At 64.9% G+C, this 17444-nt stretch carries 16 protein-coding genes; all 16 read left to right on the top strand.

Annotated elements, in window-relative coordinates; all coding sequences use genetic code 11:
* The first annotated feature begins 120 nt into the window (after nt 1-120).
* The 16 genes from RH91_RS00755 to RH91_RS00680 all read left to right on the top strand — a co-directional run bounded on the left by RH91_RS00755 (nt 121) and on the right by RH91_RS00680 (nt 17342).
* Complete coding sequence (locus RH91_RS00755; RefSeq protein ID WP_010160553.1) at nt 121-366, top strand: DUF1902 domain-containing protein; 246 nt, start codon at nt 121-123, stop codon at nt 364-366.
* 276 nt (nt 367-642) lie between these two features.
* Complete coding sequence (locus tag RH91_RS00750) at nt 643-1203, top strand: ATP-dependent Clp protease proteolytic subunit (RefSeq protein ID WP_029623490.1); 561 nt, start codon at nt 643-645, stop codon at nt 1201-1203.
* 139 nt (nt 1204-1342) lie between these two features.
* Nucleotides 1343-2128: a succinate dehydrogenase iron-sulfur subunit gene (locus tag RH91_RS00745; RefSeq protein ID WP_010160550.1), complete on the top strand. Its 786-nt coding sequence runs from the start codon at nt 1343-1345 to the stop codon at nt 2126-2128.
* 69 nt (nt 2129-2197) lie between these two features.
* Nucleotides 2198-2671, top strand: coding sequence for a PaaI family thioesterase (locus RH91_RS00740; protein WP_010160549.1), 474 nt, complete (start codon nt 2198-2200; stop codon nt 2669-2671).
* A 7-nt stretch (nt 2672-2678) separates the two neighbouring features.
* On the top strand, nt 2679-3788 hold the full coding sequence (zapE, locus tag RH91_RS00735) for a cell division protein ZapE (protein ID WP_010160548.1): 1110 nt from the start codon (nt 2679-2681) through the stop codon (nt 3786-3788).
* Nucleotides 3789-4051: 263 nt separating this feature from the next.
* Nucleotides 4052-5014, top strand: a complete 963-nt coding sequence (gene mdh, locus RH91_RS00730; RefSeq protein WP_010160547.1) for a malate dehydrogenase — start codon at nt 4052-4054, stop codon at nt 5012-5014.
* A gap of 90 nt (nt 5015-5104) precedes the next feature.
* Nucleotides 5105-5395: a GIY-YIG nuclease family protein gene (locus RH91_RS00725; RefSeq protein WP_010160546.1), complete on the top strand. Its 291-nt coding sequence runs from the start codon at nt 5105-5107 to the stop codon at nt 5393-5395.
* Between the two features lie 37 nt (nt 5396-5432).
* Nucleotides 5433-6317 carry a succinate--CoA ligase subunit alpha gene (gene sucD / locus RH91_RS00720; RefSeq protein ID WP_010160545.1) on the top strand — a complete coding sequence of 295 codons (885 nt, stop codon included), beginning with the start codon at nt 5433-5435 and terminating at the stop codon, nt 6315-6317.
* Nucleotides 6318-6420: 103 nt separating this feature from the next.
* Nucleotides 6421-9354 carry a 2-oxoglutarate dehydrogenase E1 component gene (locus tag RH91_RS00715; RefSeq protein ID WP_010160544.1) on the top strand — a complete coding sequence of 978 codons (2934 nt, stop codon included), beginning with the start codon at nt 6421-6423 and terminating at the stop codon, nt 9352-9354.
* Between the two features lie 135 nt (nt 9355-9489).
* A complete protein-coding gene (gene odhB / locus RH91_RS00710) occupies nt 9490-10746 on the top strand; it encodes a 2-oxoglutarate dehydrogenase complex dihydrolipoyllysine-residue succinyltransferase (RefSeq protein WP_010160542.1) in 1257 nt (418 codons plus the stop codon).
* Between the two features lie 110 nt (nt 10747-10856).
* Complete coding sequence (locus tag RH91_RS00705) at nt 10857-11144, top strand: GIY-YIG nuclease family protein (RefSeq protein WP_269724622.1); 288 nt, start codon at nt 10857-10859, stop codon at nt 11142-11144.
* Between the two features lie 98 nt (nt 11145-11242).
* The gene (gene lpdA / locus RH91_RS00700) at nt 11243-12640 is read left to right on the top strand and encodes a dihydrolipoyl dehydrogenase (RefSeq protein WP_010160540.1); all 1398 of its coding nucleotides are present in this window, start codon (nt 11243-11245) and stop codon (nt 12638-12640) included.
* A gap of 123 nt (nt 12641-12763) precedes the next feature.
* Nucleotides 12764-13048, top strand: a complete 285-nt coding sequence (locus RH91_RS00695; RefSeq protein ID WP_010160539.1) for a hypothetical protein — start codon at nt 12764-12766, stop codon at nt 13046-13048.
* 96 nt (nt 13049-13144) lie between these two features.
* On the top strand, nt 13145-13759 hold the full coding sequence (locus RH91_RS00690) for an SOS response-associated peptidase family protein (RefSeq protein WP_010160538.1): 615 nt from the start codon (nt 13145-13147) through the stop codon (nt 13757-13759).
* A gap of 127 nt (nt 13760-13886) precedes the next feature.
* On the top strand, nt 13887-16316 hold the full coding sequence (locus RH91_RS00685; RefSeq protein ID WP_029623489.1) for a ligase-associated DNA damage response DEXH box helicase: 2430 nt from the start codon (nt 13887-13889) through the stop codon (nt 16314-16316).
* A gap of 36 nt (nt 16317-16352) precedes the next feature.
* Nucleotides 16353-17342 (top strand): retropepsin-like aspartic protease, encoded by a 990-nt coding sequence (locus tag RH91_RS00680; protein WP_010160536.1) that lies wholly within the window; start codon nt 16353-16355, stop codon nt 17340-17342.
* Nucleotides 17343-17444: the final 102 nt, after the last annotated feature.

Here is a 17444-nt window from a genome sequence, read left to right as displayed (position 1 = left end):
GCGGCGAACCTATGACGGGGACTTCCTGTCAGACGTTCGCCGCGACAACCTGCAGCCTCCCGGGTGGAAGCTTGAAGGCTTCGGCTTCCCGGCCTATCGTCGGGATCTACGGAGGCACCGATGGCGCTTTGGACTCTTCATGCGGCCTATGACCCAGAGGCGCATATCTGGTACACCGTCGATTGCGACGTCCCGGGTCTCGTGACCGAGGGCGACACGCTGGAACGGTTGCGCGACCGCGCCGCTGCGGTGATGCCCGAACTGATTTCCGATAATGCGCATCTGATCGATGAGGACCGCCGTTCCGGACCGCATGCGCTTCGGCTGGTTGCGTTTCACGAAAGCACGGTCCCGGTCGCAGCCTGATGGTTACGGGCTACGGCCGTGACTTGAAGCGCCTGCTACGGGAGCATGGGTGTTCGTTCGTCCGCAATGGAAAGGGCGATCACGAGATCGGGTATAGTCCTATCACCGATCTGCATTTCACGGTCGATGCCGGGACCCGCAAACGGTTTACCGCGATCGCAGTTCTCAAGCAGGCCGGCATCAAGGCAAAGATCGAGTCTGTGTCGCAAAAGGGTGCGCGCAGGCGAATTTCACTGCGCCGGGAACCCCGCCGCCGCCCCGCCGGTTTCCGCGATCATGTCAGACCCGCGCTATCCCCTGCTCGCCAATCCGCACATCCGCCTGTCCGGCACGGTCGACCAGCTGATGTACGAGAACTTTCGTGCCCAGCTTGGCAATTGCCCGGCGGAAGGGACGCTCGTCATCGCGCTGACCACGCTCGGGGGCGACCCGGAGGTCGCGCGGACGATGGCGGACGATATCCGCCTGCTCGAGGATCACGACGGGCGCGAAATCCTGTTTCTCGGCAAGGTCGCGGTCTATTCGGCGGGGGCGACCTTCATGGCGGCGTTCCCGGTCGCGCGTCGGTTCCTGACGCGGCATACGCGCCTGATGCTGCACGAGCGGCAGATCACCAAGCAGATCGACCTCAACGGGCCGCTGCGGATGGTGGTAGCATCGATCAAGGCCGCGCTCCACGAGGTCGAGCATTCGATCGAGATTGAGGAGGAGGGCTTCCACGCGATCGTCCGCGACAGCCAGGTGACGTTCGAGGAGCTGCGCGAGAAGGCACCGTCCAACTGGTATATCGAGGCCGAGGAAGCGCGCGACCGGGGGCTGGTGCTCGACGTCATCTGATCGGACGAGACCGTCCCGTGCAATCGCACATGCAGCAATTCAGTGCTGCAAGGGTTTGCGACACGGGCGTTGCTTGTGTACGGCTATCTGCACAACCCGGCGGTAACCCGCCCTCCTGGATGGAAAACGCGAGCAAGCGATGGCCGAATTCTTCCTCCCCGCCAACTCCAAGCCCAAGTCGGGCGGCAAGGTCCACAAGGCCGCGCCTGAGGCGAAACGCATCAAGAAGTTCAAGATCTATCGGTATGACCCCGATGCGAACGCGAACCCGCATTACGACACGTTCGAGGTGGATCTCGACTCGTGCGGCCCGATGGTGCTCGACGCGCTGATCAAGATGAAGGGCGAGCAGGATTCGTCGCTCACCTTCCGCCGCTCGTGCCGCGAAGGCATTTGCGGGTCGTGCTCGATGAACATCGATGGCAAGAACGGCCTCGCCTGCACGACCGCCATCGAGGACGTGAAGGGCGACATCCGCATCACGCCGCTGCCGCACATGGAAGTGATCAAGGACCTCGTCCCTGATTTCACGCATTTCTATGCGCAATATTCGTCGATCAAGCCGTGGCTGCAGACGGTGACCCCGCCCCCCGCGGGCAAGGAACGACTCCAGTCGCCGCAAGAGCGCGAGAAGCTCGACGGTCTGTACGAGTGCATCCTGTGCGCATGCTGCTCGACCGCGTGCCCAAGCTACTGGTGGAACAGCGACAAGTTCCTCGGCCCGGCGATCCTGTTGCAGGCCTATCGTTGGCTCGCCGACAGCCGCGACGAGATGACCGGCGAGCGACTCGACGAGCTCGAGGATCCGTTCCGCCTGTATCGCTGCCACACGATCATGAACTGCGCGAATGTCTGCCCCAAGGGTCTCAACCCCGCCAAGGCGATCGCGGAAATCAAGAAGATGGAAGCCGAACGCGTCGTTTGAGCTTCGCCATCCCCGCCCGGCGTTAGATCTGACGTCGCGGCGGGGACAGGCCCCAGGGAACGCCCGCGTTTGACCGCACCCTTCACTTACGAGGACGATCCCGAACAGCCGGGGTGGAAGCGGTGGCAGTTCCGGGATGCGACTCGCTACAATGCCTTTCTCGAGCCGTTGCTCGTAAAGGTCGAAGGCGGGGTCGCGCGCGTTCGGATGCTGCCGCGCCACGAACATTCCAACATGCGCGGTGACGTCCACGGGGGCGCGCTGCTCGGCTTCATGGACGTCGCGCTGTTTGCCGCCGCGCGCGGCTTCGGCGTTTTATCGGCCGGTGGGGCGGTGACGCTCGACCTGTCGGCGCAATTCATCGGCGGTGGCGCGATCGGCGTTCCGCTGGAGGCGCGACTCGAGCTGCTCCGCGAGACACGCAACATGCTCTTCCTGCGCGGGCTGATCGTTCAGGAAGACCGGCCGACCATCGCCAGTTTTACGGGCACGCTGCGCAAGTCGACGCCACCGCTGCCCGGCCCGGCCTCCGAACGAGTATAATTGCAGAATGACGAATGTCCTCGCGCGCTATGACGCGCTGATCGCTTCGGGGGAACTCAAGCCCGACCCCGAACAGGCTGCCGCGGCACGCCGCCTTGCCGATCTTGCTTCCGCGCTGGAAGCGACGCCCAAGCGCGGGTCGATGCTGTGGCGCGTGCTGGGGCGCAAGCCGGAGGCACCGCGCGGATTGTATGTCTGGGGCGGGGTCGGGCGCGGCAAGTCGATGCTGATGGACCTGTTCTTCGATGCGCTCGACATTCGGCGCAAGCGGCGCGTCCATTTTGCCGAATTCATGCTGGAGGTGCACCAGCGGCTTGCGGTCGAGCGCGCCAAGGAACTGGGCGATCCGATCCCGCCGCTCGCCAAGGCGATTGCCGAGGAAGTGCGGCTGCTCGCGTTCGACGAGATGATGGTGACGAACAGTCCGGATGCGATGATCTTGTCGCGGCTGTTCACGCTGTTGCTGGAAGAGGGTGTGACCGTCGTCACCACCTCCAACCGGCCGCCCGCCGATCTCTACAAGAACGGGCTCAACCGCGAGCACTTTCTGCCGTTCATCGCGCTGATCGAAGCGCGGATGGAGGTGATCACGCTCAACGGGCCGGTGGATTATCGGCGGGACCGGTTGGGGTCGATCGATACGTGGCTGGTCCCCAATGGCCCCGAGGCGACCAAATTGCTTTCGGGCGATTTCTTCCGCCTCACCGACTTTCCGGTCGAGGACCGCGCGCACGTGCCGTCCGAGGATCTGATGGTGCAGGCGCGCAGCGTCCACGTGCCCAAAGCGCTCAAGGGCGTCGCGGTGTTCAGCTTCAAGCGGCTGTGCGAGGAAGCGCGCGGGAGCGCGGACTATATCGCGATCGCGCGGCGCTATCATACGGTGATCGTGGTCGGCATTCCGAAGCTCGGGCCGGACAATCGCAACGAGGCGGCGCGGTTCGTCGCGCTGATCGACGCCTTGTACGAACAGAAGGTCAAGCTGCTCGCGGCGGCGGATGCGCAGCCGCAGGAGCTGTACGAGAGCGGCGACGGGCGGTTCGAATTCGACCGGACAATCAGCCGGCTGGAGGAGATGCGGTCGGAAGAGTATCTGGCGGCTGGGCATGGTGGGGACTGATCGGCTTCCTGTAACGAACCGTTTCCCCGCGAAGCGGGGTTCAGGGTCGCGGGGGTCGCGCCTCGTATCTCTTAGCTCCTGCCTGCGCAGGAGCACGGCAAGCGCCAATTGCACTTGCGAATGAATTGCAATACGGCGTGAAATCGTTCGCCTCCCGGGTTGCCCAAGACGAAAAACCGTCCTAAGCCCGCGCCCGGCAGAGCTCGCCCGATCGCTCCTGAGTTATTAACGCCCTGGGCGGGCCTAAGCGAAAAGGATCCCGGATGGCTCGCAAGAAGATCGCGCTGATCGGCGCCGGCAACATTGGCGGCACGCTCGCCCATCTCGCAGCGCTCAAGGGCCTCGGGGATGTCGTGTTGTTCGACGTCGTCGAAGGTGTACCGCAGGGCAAGGCGCTCGACCTCAGCCAGTGCAGCCCGGTTGAAGGCTTCGACGCGACCATCACCGGCACCAACGATTACAAGGACATCGCAGGCGCGGACGTGATCATCGTCACCGCTGGCGTCGCGCGCAAGCCCGGCATGAGCCGCGATGACCTGCTCGGCATCAACCTCAAGGTCATGAAGGCCGTCGGCGAGGGCATCGCCGCCAACGCACCCGACGCATTCGTCATCTGCATCACCAACCCGCTCGACGCGATGGTGTGGGCGCTGCGCGAATTCTCCGGCCTCCCGCACAACAAGGTCGTCGGCATGGCCGGCGTGCTCGATTCGGCGCGCTTCAGCCACTTCCTCGCCGACGAATTCAAGGTCTCGGTCAAGGACGTCACCAGCTTCGTGCTCGGCGGCCACGGCGACACGATGGTCCCGGTCATTTCCTATTCGACCGTCTCGGGCATCCCGGTTCCGGATCTGGTCGCAATGGGTCGTTCGACCCAGGAAAAGATCGACGCGATCATCAAGCGCACCCGCGGCGGCGGCGGCGAGATCGTTGCGCTGCTCAAGACCGGCTCGGCCTATTATGCGCCTGCCACCAGCGGCATCGCGATGGCGGAAGCCTATCTGTACGACCAGAAGCGCGTCCTTCCGGCAGCGGCACACCTGACCGGCCAATATGGCATCGACAATCTCTATGTCGGTGTCCCGGTCGTGATCGGTGCGGGCGGCGTCGAGGAAGTCATCGAGATCAAGCTCGACGACGAAGCGAAGCAGAACCTCAGCGTGTCGGTCGATGCGGTCAAGGAGCTGCTGGTTGCGTGCAAGGCGATCGACGGGTCGCTGGGTTAAGGAAATCCTGCGCCTAGCTTCCTTGTTCACCCGCGAAGGCGGGTGCCCAGACTGGGTCCCCGCCTTCGCGGGGAAACAAGGAAGCGGGCGGTGAACAAGGTCGGCTACGTCTACATCATGGCGAGCCGGCGGAACGGAACGATTTACATCGGTGTCACCAGCGATCTCGCCGCACGGGCCTATCAGCATCGTAACGGCGTGATCGACGGCTTCACGAAAACTTATGGTTGCAAACTGTTGGTTTGGTACGAAGGGCACGACGATCTGGACGATGCGCGGTTGCGCGAACGCCAGCTCAAGAAGTGGAACCGGCAGTGGAAGCTGTCAGAGATCGAGCGAATGAACCCCGACTGGAACGACCTGTTCGAGTCACTGTTTTAAACCTGTTCCCCCGCTCGCGGGGTACAAGGAGCACTAGATGAGCATCCTCGTCGATAAGAACACCAAGGTCATTACCCAGGGCATGACCGGGGAGACCGGCAGCTTCCACACCAAGGCGGCGCTGGAATATGGCACGCAGATGGTTGGCGGCGTTACCCCGGGCAAGGGTGGCACGACTCACCTCGACTTGCCGGTGTATGACACCGTGGCCGAGGCCGTCGCGATGACCGGCGCGACCGCGTCGGTGATCTACGTTCCGCCCCCCTTTGCGGCGGATTCGATCCTCGAGGCGATCGACGCGCAGGTTCCGCTGATCGTCACGATCACCGAGGGCATTCCGGTGCTCGACATGGTTCGCGTCAAGCGCGCGCTCTCGGGGTCCAAGTCGCGGCTGATCGGCCCGAACTGCCCCGGCGTCCTGACCCCCGGCGAGTGCAAGATCGGCATCATGCCCGGCAGCATCTTCAAGCAGGGGTCGGTCGGCGTTGTCAGCCGTTCAGGCACGCTGACCTATGAGGCGGTGTTCCAGACGTCGAACGCAGGCCTCGGTCAGACGACCGCGGTCGGCATCGGTGGCGATCCGGTCAACGGCACGAACTTCATCGACGTGCTCGAGCTGTTTCTTGCGGACGACGCGACCAAGTCGATCATCATGATCGGCGAAATCGGTGGTTCGGCCGAGGAAGAAGCTGCGCAGTTCCTGATCGACGAGGCCAAGCGTGGCCGCAAGAAGCCGATGGCCGGCTTCATCGCGGGCCGTACGGCGCCTCCGGGTCGTCGCATGGGTCACGCCGGCGCGATCGTCTCGGGCGGCCAGGGCGGCGCGGAAGACAAGATTGCGGCGATGGAGCGCGCAGGCATCCGCGTCTCCGCTTCGCCGAGCGAACTGGGCACGACCTTGCTGGAAGTGCTCAAGGGTTAAGACACATCGCCCCGGCCGGTTGGTCGGGGCCGCCGCGTCCGGTCGGGCGCGGCGGTGTCCCACTACTAAAGACCCCAATGTTCCGGGGTGACGAGGACTCGCTATGGGCTACGAGAACCAGGACTTCGGCGATATCGCAGGCGGCGTAAGCCCCGCGTTCATCGAGACGCTCTACGCGCGTTTCCGCACTTCCCCGGACAGCGTCGAGCCGGCCTGGCGTGGCTTTTTCGAGGGGCTCGAGGGTTCGTCGTCGGGCCCTAGCTGGCAGTCGGCACGGTGGCCGCTGTCGACCACCGACGACCTGACCGCCGCGCTCGACCCGACCCAGATGGAGCCCGCGCCCAAGCCCGTGAAGGGCGGCGCGAAGCCTGCTCCGGCCGCGGCCCCCGCGGTCAGCCAGGATGACATCATCCGCGCCGCGGGCGATTCGATCCGCGCGATGCTGCTCATCCGCACGTACCGCGTGCGCGGCCATCTCGCCGCCAATCTCGATCCGCTGGGGCTCTCCAAGCGCGAGATGCCCGCCGATCTCCAGACCGAATATCACGGCTTCTCGGATGCCGATATCGACCGCCCCGTCTATCTCGGCGGGACGATGGGCCTGCAATGGGCGACCGTGCGCGAACTCGTCGACACGCTGCGCGCCAATTATTGCGGAAATGTCGGCCTCGAATATATGCACATCGCCGACGTCGAGGAGCGCCGCTTCCTGCAGGACCGCATGGAAGGCAAGGACAAGGCGATCGAGTTCACCGACCTTGGCAAGAAGGCGATCCTCAACAAGGTGATCGAGGCCGAGCAGTGGGAGCGCTTCTGCGGCAAGAAATATGTCGGCACCAAGCGCTTCGGGCTCGACGGTGGCGAGAGCATGATCCCCGCGCTCGAATCGGTCATCAAATATGGTGGCTCGCTCGGCGTGAAGGAGATCGTCTTCGGCATGGCGCATCGCGGGCGCTTGAACGTCCTCACCAACGTGATGGCCAAGCCGTTCCGCATCATCTTCCACGAATTCGGCGGCGGGTCGGACAATCCCGATGACGTCGCGGGTTCGGGGGACGTGAAGTACCACCTCGGCACCTCGACCGACCGTGAGTTCGACGGGATCAGCGTCCACATGTCGCTGGTCGCCAACCCGTCGCATCTCGAGGCTGAAGATCCGGTCGTGCTCGGCAAGACCCGCGCGATCCAGACGATCGCGAACGACCTGACCGAGCATAAGGCATCGCTCCCTGTGCTGATCCACGGCGACGCGGCGTTCGCGGGGCAGGGGATCGTATGGGAGTGCCTCGGCTTCTCCGGCATCCGCGGGTATAACACCGGCGGTTGCGTCCACTTCATCATCAACAACCAGGTCGGCTTCACCACCAGCCCGCAGTTCGCGCGCTCTTCGCCGTACCCGTCGGATGTCGCCAAGGGCGTCCAGGCACCGATCTTCCACGTCAACGGCGACGATCCCGAGGCCGTGACCTTCGCCACCAAGATGGCGATGGAGTTCCGCCAGCAGTTCCACCGCGACATCGTGATCGACATGTGGTGCTACCGCCGCTTCGGTCACAACGAAGGCGATGAGCCGGGCTTCACCCAGCCGCTGATGTACAAGGCGATCAAGGATCATCCGCCGGTCAGCGAGATCTACGGCAAGAAGCTGATCGACCAGAAGGTGATCGACGCGGCCTGGATCGACGAGAATATCAAGCAGTACACCACGCTGCTCGAAGGCGAGTTCGAAGCGGGCGCGAGCTACAAGCCCAACAAGGCGGACTGGTTCGCCGGGCGCTGGTCGGGGCTTCACGCCCCCGCCGACGCCGAGACGGAGCGGCGCAACGTCAACACGGGCATGGAGCAGAAGCTGTTCGACTCGCTCGGCCGCACGCTGACGACGATCCCCGAGGGCCTGGCGGTTCACAAGACGCTCAACCGCGTGCTCGACGCCAAGCGCGAGATGTTCAAGTCGGGCCGCAACTTCGACTGGGCGACCGGCGAGGCTTTGGCGTTCGGGTCGCTGTTGTCGGAAGGCTATGGCGTCCGTCTGTCGGGGCAGGATTCGGGCCGCGGGACCTTCTCGCAGCGTCACGCGGTCTGGGTCGACCAGACCGACGAGCACAAGTATCGCCCGCTCGAGACGATCCCGCATGGCCGGTTCGAAGTGCTCGACAGTCCCTTGAGCGAATATGGCGTGCTTGGCTTCGAGTATGGCTACGCGCTCGCGGACCCCAAGACGCTCGTCATGTGGGAAGCGCAGTTCGGCGACTTCATGAACGGTGCGCAGATCATGATCGATCAGTTCATCGCTTCGGGCGAGGCCAAGTGGCTCCGCGCCAACGGGCTCGTGATGCTGCTGCCGCACGGCTACGAAGGGCAGGGGCCGGAGCATAGCTCCGCGCGGATCGAGCGCTTCCTCCAGCTGTGCGCGCAGGACAACATGCAGGTCGCGAACTGCACGACGCCGGCCAACTATTTCCACCTGCTGCGCCGGCAGATGCACCGGTCGTTCCGCAAGCCGCTGATCGTCTTCACGCCCAAGTCGCTGTTGCGACACAAGATGGCGGTGTCGCAGATCGACGACTTCCTCGGCGACAGCCACTTCAAGCGGTTGTTGAGCGATCCGTCGGCCCCCGCCGACATCGACGTCAAGCGGCTCGTCCTGTGCTCGGGCAAGGTCGCCTACGACCTGATCGAGGCACGTGACGCAGCTGGCGACACCAACACCGCCATCGTGCGCGTCGAGCAGCTGTATCCCTTCCCGGGCGAGCCGCTGGTCGAGCGGATGCAGCGCATGCCCAACCTCGAGACGGTGGTGTGGGCGCAGGAAGAGCCGAAGAACAATGGCGCGTGGAGCTTCGTCGAGCCGTTCCTCGAAGAGGTCCTCGCCGACGTTGGCGGTTCGGTGACGCGGGCGCGCTATGCGGGTCGTGCGGCTTCGGCCTCGCCTGCGACGGGCCTGATGAAGCGGCACCAGACCGAGCAGGCGGCGCTTGTCGCCGACGCGCTCGGCCACAGCGTCCGCGAGGAAATCCGCCGCACGCGGAAAGTTTGAGACGCTGCTCCGCTGCTTCCCCGGCGCAGGCCGGGGTCCAGTAGCGGGGCATAAGGTAATTTCGCGCGGCGCTTGATCAGCGAGCGTTGCGCACCTGGGCCCCGGCCTTCGCCGGGGAAGATAAAAGAGGCGCATATGGCAACCGAAGTCACAGTACCGGTACTCGGCGAATCGATCACCGAGGCGACGCTCGGCGAATGGCTCAAGCAGCCGGGCGACAAGGTCGCGGCGGACGAGCCGATCGCCAGCCTCGAGACCGACAAGGTCTCGGTCGAGGTGCCGTCGCCGGTCGCCGGGATCATGGGCGAACATGCGGTCAAGGTCGGCGAGACGGTCCAGGTCGGCGCGATGCTCGCGACGATCGACGCCGGTGACGGCGCGGCGGCTTCGGCCCCGGCACCCCAGCCTGCGGTCACCGCTTCGCCCGCCAGCGCACCTGCCGAACAGGCCAACCCTGCCGCTACGGCTGGCCAGCAGGCCCCGTCGTCGTCGAGCGATGGCCCCGCCGCACTGAGCCCGTCGGTGCGCCGTGCGGTGCTCGAGCACGGGGTCGACCCGTCGACCGTCAAGGGCACCGGCAAGGATGGTCGCCTGACCAAGGACGACGTCGCCGCGGCTGCTGCTTCGACCCCGGCACCTGCACCCGCCGCCGCTGCTCCGCCGGTTTCGGCCTCGGTCGCTGCATCGACCGGGCGCAAGGAAGAGCGCGTCCGCATGACGCGCTTGCGCCAGACGATCGCCAAGCGCCTCAAGGAAGCGCAGAACACCGCCGCGATGCTGACGACGTTCAACGACGTCGACATGACCGCGGTGATCGCGGCGCGGGCCAAGTACAAGGATCTGTTCGAGAAGAAGCACGGCGTCCGCCTGGGCTTCATGGGCTTCTTCGTGAAGGCCGCGACGATGGCGCTGCGCGACATCCCGTCGGTCAACGCGTCGATCGAGGGCGATGACATCGTCTATCACGATTACGCAGATATCTCGGTCGCGGTGTCGTCGCCGGGTGGCCTCGTCGTTCCGGTGATCCGCGATGCCGACCAGATGTCGGTCGCGCAGATCGAGAAGACGATCGGCGACTTCGGCAAGCGCGCCAAGGACGGCGCACTCAAGATGGACGAGATGAAGGGCGGCACGTTCACCATCTCGAACGGCGGCGTGTTCGGCTCGCTGATGTCGACCCCGATCATCAACCCGCCGCAGTCGGCGGTGCTCGGGCTTCACCGCATCGACGAGCGTCCGGTCGTGGTCGACGGGCAGATCGTGATCCGCCCGATGATGTATCTAGCCTTGAGCTACGATCACCGCCTCATCGATGGTCGCGAAGCGGTGACGTTCCTCGTCGCGCTCAAGAATGCTATCGAGGACCCGACGCGGATCTTGATCGACCTGTGATCTGACCGGCGTGCTCCCGCGCAGGCAGGAGCCCAGGGTTTCAAACGCTGTACCGCGTAACTCTGGGTTCCTGCCTTCGCAGGAACACGACAAGGGACAGGAGAGGTCGTTTGAAACCGGGCTGCGTCTATCTGATGGCGAGCCAGCGCAACGGGACGCTCTATCTGGGCGTCACCAGCAACCTGCAGGCTAGGGCCTATCAGCATCGCAACCGGTTGATCGATGGCTTTTCCAAACAATACAGTTGCACGCATCTTGTCTGGTACGACGCGTGTGACGATCTTGAAGCAGCACGGTATCGCGAGCTTCAGATGAAGAAGTGGCAGCGGGCCTGGAAGATCGCGTTGATCGAACAGGACAACCCGCAGTGGAAGGATTTGTACGAGACGCTGTTCTGAAAGCGCGTTCTCCTGCGGAAGCAGGAGTCCAGGGTTTCAAACGGTGCCCGGCGTAACTCTGGGTTCCTGCCTGCGCAGGAACACAAGTGGAGCATAAAATGGCTGACTATGATTTCGACGTTCTGATCATCGGTGCCGGACCCGGCGGATACGTCGCGGCGATCCGCGCGGCGCAGCTCGGCCTTCGCACGGCATGCGTCGAGAGCCGCGAGACGCTCGGCGGTACGTGCCTCAACGTCGGCTGTATCCCGTCCAAGGCGATGCTCCACGCGTCCGAATTTTATAACGACGCCAAGAACGGCATGATGGCCAAGCTCGGCGTCAAGATGGACAACGTTTCGCTCGATCTCGAAACGATGCACGAACAGCGCCGCGATGCGGTCAAGCAGCTGACCGCGGGCGTCGCCTTCCTGTTCAAGAAGAACAAGGTCGAATGGCTTAAGGGCCAGGCGAGCTTCACCGGCACGGATACCGTCGAAGTCGCGGGCAAGACGTATCGCGCCAAGAACATCGTCATCGCGACCGGATCGTCGGTTACGCAGCTCCCCGGCGTTACCGTCGACCAGAAGGTCGTGGTCGATTCGACCGGCGCGCTCGAGCTTGCGAAGGTGCCCGAGCATATGGTCGTCATCGGCGGCGGCGTGATCGGGCTCGAGCTCGGCTCGGTGTGGAAGCGCCTTGGCGCGCGCGTCACCTGCGTCGAATATCTCGACCAGATTCTCCCCGGCTTCGATGGCGAGATCCGCAAGGAATCGAATAAGATCTTCAAGAAGCAGGGGATCGAGTTCAAGCTGTCGACCAAGGTCACCGGCGTGGCCGTCGATGGCGAGAAGGCGACGATCACGGTCGAGCCCGCAGCGGGTGGCGCACCCGAGACGATCGAGGCGGATACCGTGCTCGTCTCGATCGGGCGGCGTCCCAACACCGATGGCCTCAACCTCGCGGCCGCTGGTCTCTCGACCAACGCGCGCGGGCAGGTCGAGACCGATCATCGCTTCCAGACGTCGGTCCCCGGCATCTGGGCGATCGGCGACGTCGTCCCCGGCCCGATGCTTGCGCACAAGGCCGAGGATGAGGGCATCGCGGTGGCCGAGAACATCGGTGGCCTGACCGGCATCGTCAATCACGACGTGATCCCGTCGGTCGTCTACACCTGGCCCGAGATTGCGGGCGTCGGCCTGACCGAGGAAGCCGCGCGCGAGAAAGTTGCCGAGGTCAAGGTCGGCAAGTTCCCGATGGCCGCCAACAGCCGCGCCAAGACCAATCACGAGCCTGACGGCTTCGTGAAGGTGATCGCGGATGCCAAGACCGATCGCGTGCTCGGCGTGTGGGTCATCGCCAGCGTCGGCGGCACGATGATCGCCGAAGCCTGCACCGCAATGGAATTCGGCGCCACCAGCGAGGACATTGCCTACACCTGCCACGCGCATCCGACGCATGCCGAGGCAATGAAGGAAGCCGCGATGGCGGTTCGCGGCAAGGCGATCCACGTCTGAGTTTCCGGCGTTCGGGGCAGGTCATACACGATGACCTGCCCCGATCCGGAGGCGGAACGATTCTCCGTACCGCCGGTTTTCCCGTCCGTGCCGACTTTGGGCATGAGTAACGGGGATTAACCGATGAAGAAGACGATGTTCGTTGCGCTGGCTGCGCTCGCGCTCCCGCTGGCTGCCTGTGGTGGCAACGGTGACGGCAAGCTTGCCAAGCAGGTCGAGAAGGCCGGCGACAACCGCGCCGATGCGATGGAAGCGCAAGCCGAGAACCTCCAGGCCGCCGCCAAGGCCGAGCGCAAGACTGCCGACGAGCGTGCCGACGCGATCCGCGCGGCAGACGTCAACGCGCAGGCAATGACCCCCGAACAGCGTGGCGAAGTCGTCGCCAACGAAGCAGCAGCGGTTCGTTGATGGGTAGACGCGCGGGAACACGTTCCCGCGCGTCCCCTCCCTCTTTTCCCCCGAGACGGTTTCGTCTCCCGGCAAATGTGTCGTAAAAATACAGCCATGTGTAACGAAGCAGCCCGCCGGATCGCGCTGGACCTGATGCGGGATGATTTCACCGCGTTGCGCATCCCGCTGCGTTTCCCAGAGAGTCTCCCCAACCTCGCGAGTATCGACAGCTTCCGCATCACCGACACGACCTTCATCGTGCGCGCGAGCCGTAGCGCCGCCGACGCCGAATTTGCTGCGGAAGGCGTCATGCGCCGCTGGAGCTGGCCCGGCCCCTCCGGCAAACCGGTCTATAACTATCGCTCCGACAGTCGGAATTTCCGCAACAGTGCCGCGCAGGGACGCTGCCTTATCGCGGCGGACGCCTTTTATGAATTCACCGCGCCCGCCGATCCGCGGCAGAAGAAAAAGGACAAATGGTCGTTCCGCAAGACGGGCGAGGCGTGGTTCGGCATCGCCGGACTGTGGCGCGAACATCCCGCGGTTGGGGAGGCCTTCACCATGCTGACCTGCCCGCCCGGGCCCGATATCGCGCCTTACCACGACCGCCAGATCGTGATCGTCGAGCGGCGGGACTGGGCGGGCTGGCTGTCGGGAGAAACGCCCGCGTCGGACGTCTGCGTCCCGCTACCCGCAGGATCGCTGACGGTCGAGCCGGTGCTGCGATAAGTATCGCGCACCGTAACCCTTGGGCTCCTGCGCAGCAGCCAGTAGCGCTACTCGGCAGCAATAATCGAGGGAGGCCCTGCACGGGCTGGCCAATTCGATCCTAGCCCCGCCGCACCGCACGCACCATATGGCACAAGTGCCTCAACCTGCGTCGTCTCTTCCCACCGTCCTGACCGACTGGTTCGCCGCCAAGGGCTGGGCACCGCGACGCCACCAACTGGACATGCTCGACGTCGCGCGCGCTGGCGCGCACGGGTTGCTCGTCGCCACCACGGGTGCGGGCAAGACGCTCGCCGGCTTCCTGCCGACGCTCGCCGAACTGATCGAAACGCCTACCGAAGGGCTGCACACCCTCTACGTCTCGCCGCTCAAGGCGCTAGCGGTCGATATCCAGCGCAATCTGCTCGCCCCGGTCGAGGAAATGGGGCTCGATATCCGGATCGAGACGCGGACCGGCGACACGCCCAGCGACCGCAAGGCGCGCCAGCGGATCCGCCCGCCGCAGATCCTGTTGACCACGCCCGAATCGCTCAGTCTTTTGCTTAGCTACCCCGACGCCGCGACGATGTTCGCGGGATTGCGCACGATCGTCGTCGACGAAGTCCACGCCTTCGCAACGGGCAAGCGTGGCGACCTGCTTTCGCTCGGCATGGCGCGGCTCCAGACGATTTCGCCCGGGCTCCGTCGGGTCGCGTTGTCGGCGACCGTCGCAGACCCCGATGGCTATCGCGCGTGGCTCGCACCCGATGGCGATATCGATACGGTCCGGCTCGTGAGGGGCGATCCCGGCGCGCCGCCGAACATCGCGATCTTGTTGCCCGAGGGTCGCATTCCCTGGTCCGGGCATTCGGGGCGCTATGCCGCCGAACAGGTGATCGCCGAGATCGAGACGCACAAGACCACGATCGTCTTCTGCAACACCCGCGCGCTCGCCGAGCTGATCTTCCAGGATCTGTGGAAGGCCAATGCGATGAACCTGCCGCTGGGCGTGCATCACGGCTCGCTCAGCCTCGAGGCGCGGCGCAAGGTCGAGGGTGCGATGGCGGCGGGCAAGTTGCGCGGGCTGGTCGCGACCGCCAGCCTCGATCTTGGCGTCGACTGGGGTGACGTCGACTGCGTGATTCAGATGGGCGCACCCAAGGGATCGTCGCGGTTGCTCCAGCGGATCGGGCGGTCGAACCACCGGCTCGATGAATCGTCCGAGGCGATCGTCGTCCCCGGCAATCGGTTCGAATATCTCGAGGCACGCGCCGCGCTCGATGCGGTCGAGGCGGGCGAACTGGACGAGGACGTCTTTCGCATGGGGTCGCTCGACGTGCTGGCGCAGCATGTCATGGCGTGCGCCTGTGCGGCACCGTTCGATCAGGCGCGGCTGCTCGACGAGATCCGCTCGGCCTTGCCCTATTCCGCGTTGACCGAGGAGACCTTCATCCAGGTCCTCAGCTTCATTCGCGATGGCGGCTATGCGCTTCAGGCGTACGACAAGTTCAAGCGGTTGACGCAGGATGCGGACGGGACGTGGCGGATCACCCACCCCAGGTTTATTGCGCAGCATCGGCTCAATGCGGGGATCATCGTCGAGGCGACGATGCTCAGCGTCCGCTTCAAGAACGGGCGGACGCTCGGCCGGGTCGAGGAAGCGTTCGCCGCGACGATGAGCCCGGGCGACACGTTTTTCTTCGCAGGGATGAGCCTCGAGGTCGAGCGGATCGATACCGAGGACCTTGTCGTGCGGGCAACAGCAAGGCCGGCACGGATCCCGAGCTATGGCGGATCCCGGATGCCGTTATCGACCAATCTCGCCAATCGGGTTCGCGGGTTTCTGGCGGAACCGTCCGAATGGTCGCGGTTCCCCGATGATGTGCGCGAATGGCTCGAGGTCCAGCAGCTTCGCTCGACGTTGCCCCGCCCCGGCCAGTTGCTGGTCGAGACGTTCCCGCGCGAGGGACGGCATTACATGGTCGCTTACAGCTTCGAGGGCTGGAACGCGCATCAGTCGCTCGGGATGCTCGTCACACGACGGATGGAGACGCAGGGACTGCGGCCGATCGGCTTCGTCTCGAACGACTATGCGCTGGCGTGCTTCGGGCTCGACCCGATCACCGATCCCGCCGCGTTGTTCTCCCCCGATATCCTCGAGGACGAATTCGTCGAATGGGTGCAGCAATCCGCCCTCCTCAAGCGCGCGTTCCGCGAAGTCGCGGTGATCGGGGGGCTGGTCGAGCGCCAGATCCCGGGGAAGCGCAAGACCGGGCGGCAGGTGACCTTCTCGACCGACCTGATCTACGACGTGCTGCGCAAATATGAGCCCGCGCATATCCTGTTGCAGGCGGCATGGGCGGATGCGCGCGCGCGGATGACCGACGTCGGGCGGCTCGCCAGCCTGCTCGACCGTGCGGCGGAGACGATGCTGCATGTCGACCTTCCGCGCATATCGCCGCTGGCGGTCCCGGTGTTGACGCTGATAGGACGCGAGAAAGTCGCGCAGGGAATGTCCGACGACGCGCTGCTCGCGGAGGCGGAGGTGCTCGCGGCCGAGGCAATGCGGCTCGATTAGGTACGCTTGTTGGTGCGGGGGAACAGGCGTACCGTGATGGTCATGCACCCGGCCCTGTTCCTGGCGGTTTCCGTGTTCTCGATGGGCGAACCGGGACAGGCTGTGCTGCAGCCGCGAGTGCAGCAGACGCCAATGCAGCAGACCGCGCAGCAAGATCAGTCGCCGTCGCCGCAGGACGAGCTCGTCTTCGCGACCGACGAGACCCGCATGACCGTTCCGGTGACGATCGGCGGTGCAGGTCCGTATCGTTTCATCGTCGACACCGGATCGGAACGAACCGTCGTGTCCCGCGAAGTCGCCACGGCGTTAAGCCTCGCGCCGGGGCCGATGGTCCGGGTGACCGCGATGGCGGGCACGGTGCCGGTGCCGACCGTGGCGGTCTCGCGGATCGTGGTCGGGACGCCCCGGGCGGGCGCATCCCTCACCGCGACACGGATCGAAGCGCCCATATTGTTCGCGCGCAATCTTGGTGCGGCCGGTCTCGTCGGCATCGATACCTTGCAGGGCAAGGCCGTCGAGATCGATTTTGCACGGGACGTGATGACGGTCTCCCCCGCAACGCGGCGGACACGTCGTGAGACGTTCGGGCCGGACGATATCGTGATTCGCGCCAAGAACGTCCTCGGTCAGCTCGTCGTTACCGATGCGGTCTACGATGGGCGGCGGATCCGGGTCGTCATCGATACCGGCTCGGTCGTCAGCATGGGCAATATCGCGCTGCAGCGACTGGTCGGACGCAGTAGCGGATCATTGACCGCGGTCCGTCTGCTGAGCGTGACCGGTGCCATGCTCGACGCGCAATATGGGATCGTCACGGGGGTTCATGTCGGCGAGATCGGCCTCGCCAATCTGCCGATCGCCTTTTCCGACGCTGCGCCATTCCGGCGGCTCGGGCTGGCGGACCGTCCCGCCTTGCTGCTCGGGATGGACGCGCTGCGGTTGTTCGGGCGGGTGCGGATCGACTTCGCCAATCGCGAGCTGCATCTGGCGCGCCCCAGGGCCGCGGCGGTGCCGGGCATCCCCTGAACGGTCGGGCAAGACCCCGGGGTGACAGGAGGAAGGCAAGGGGCCCACACAGCCGTTGCGTTCCCCCGATACCGCGCTAGCCTCTGCCGCATAACAAATGGG

Source organism: Sphingomonas sp. PAMC 26617, assembly GCF_000242835.1.
GTDB lineage: Bacteria > Pseudomonadota > Alphaproteobacteria > Sphingomonadales > Sphingomonadaceae > Sphingomonas.
Note: the sequence above shows the minus strand (reverse complement) of the source record. Positions and strands in the feature narration are given on the sequence as shown.

Excerpts from the sequence above, each read along its gene's own strand:
- RH91_RS00685 (WP_029623489.1), top strand. The coding sequence starts at position 13,887 with ATGGCACAAGTGCCTCAACCTGCGTCGTCTCTTCCCACCGTCCTGACC.
- RH91_RS00750 (WP_029623490.1), top strand. The coding sequence starts at position 643 with ATGTCAGACCCGCGCTATCCCCTGCTCGCCAATCCGCACATCCGCCTG.
- mdh (WP_010160547.1), top strand. The coding sequence starts at position 4,052 with ATGGCTCGCAAGAAGATCGCGCTGATCGGCGCCGGCAACATTGGCGGC.
- sucD (WP_010160545.1), top strand. The coding sequence starts at position 5,433 with ATGAGCATCCTCGTCGATAAGAACACCAAGGTCATTACCCAGGGCATG.
- lpdA (WP_010160540.1), top strand. The coding sequence starts at position 11,243 with ATGGCTGACTATGATTTCGACGTTCTGATCATCGGTGCCGGACCCGGC.
- RH91_RS00745 (WP_010160550.1), top strand. The coding sequence starts at position 1,343 with ATGGCCGAATTCTTCCTCCCCGCCAACTCCAAGCCCAAGTCGGGCGGC.
- odhB (WP_010160542.1), top strand. The coding sequence starts at position 9,490 with ATGGCAACCGAAGTCACAGTACCGGTACTCGGCGAATCGATCACCGAG.
- RH91_RS00680 (WP_010160536.1), top strand. The coding sequence starts at position 16,353 with ATGGTCATGCACCCGGCCCTGTTCCTGGCGGTTTCCGTGTTCTCGATG.
- RH91_RS00695 (WP_010160539.1), top strand. The coding sequence starts at position 12,764 with ATGAAGAAGACGATGTTCGTTGCGCTGGCTGCGCTCGCGCTCCCGCTG.
- zapE (WP_010160548.1), top strand. The coding sequence starts at position 2,679 with ATGACGAATGTCCTCGCGCGCTATGACGCGCTGATCGCTTCGGGGGAA.
- RH91_RS00690 (WP_010160538.1), top strand. The coding sequence starts at position 13,145 with ATGTGTAACGAAGCAGCCCGCCGGATCGCGCTGGACCTGATGCGGGAT.
- RH91_RS00715 (WP_010160544.1), top strand. The coding sequence starts at position 6,421 with ATGGGCTACGAGAACCAGGACTTCGGCGATATCGCAGGCGGCGTAAGC.
- RH91_RS00755 (WP_010160553.1), top strand. The coding sequence starts at position 121 with ATGGCGCTTTGGACTCTTCATGCGGCCTATGACCCAGAGGCGCATATC.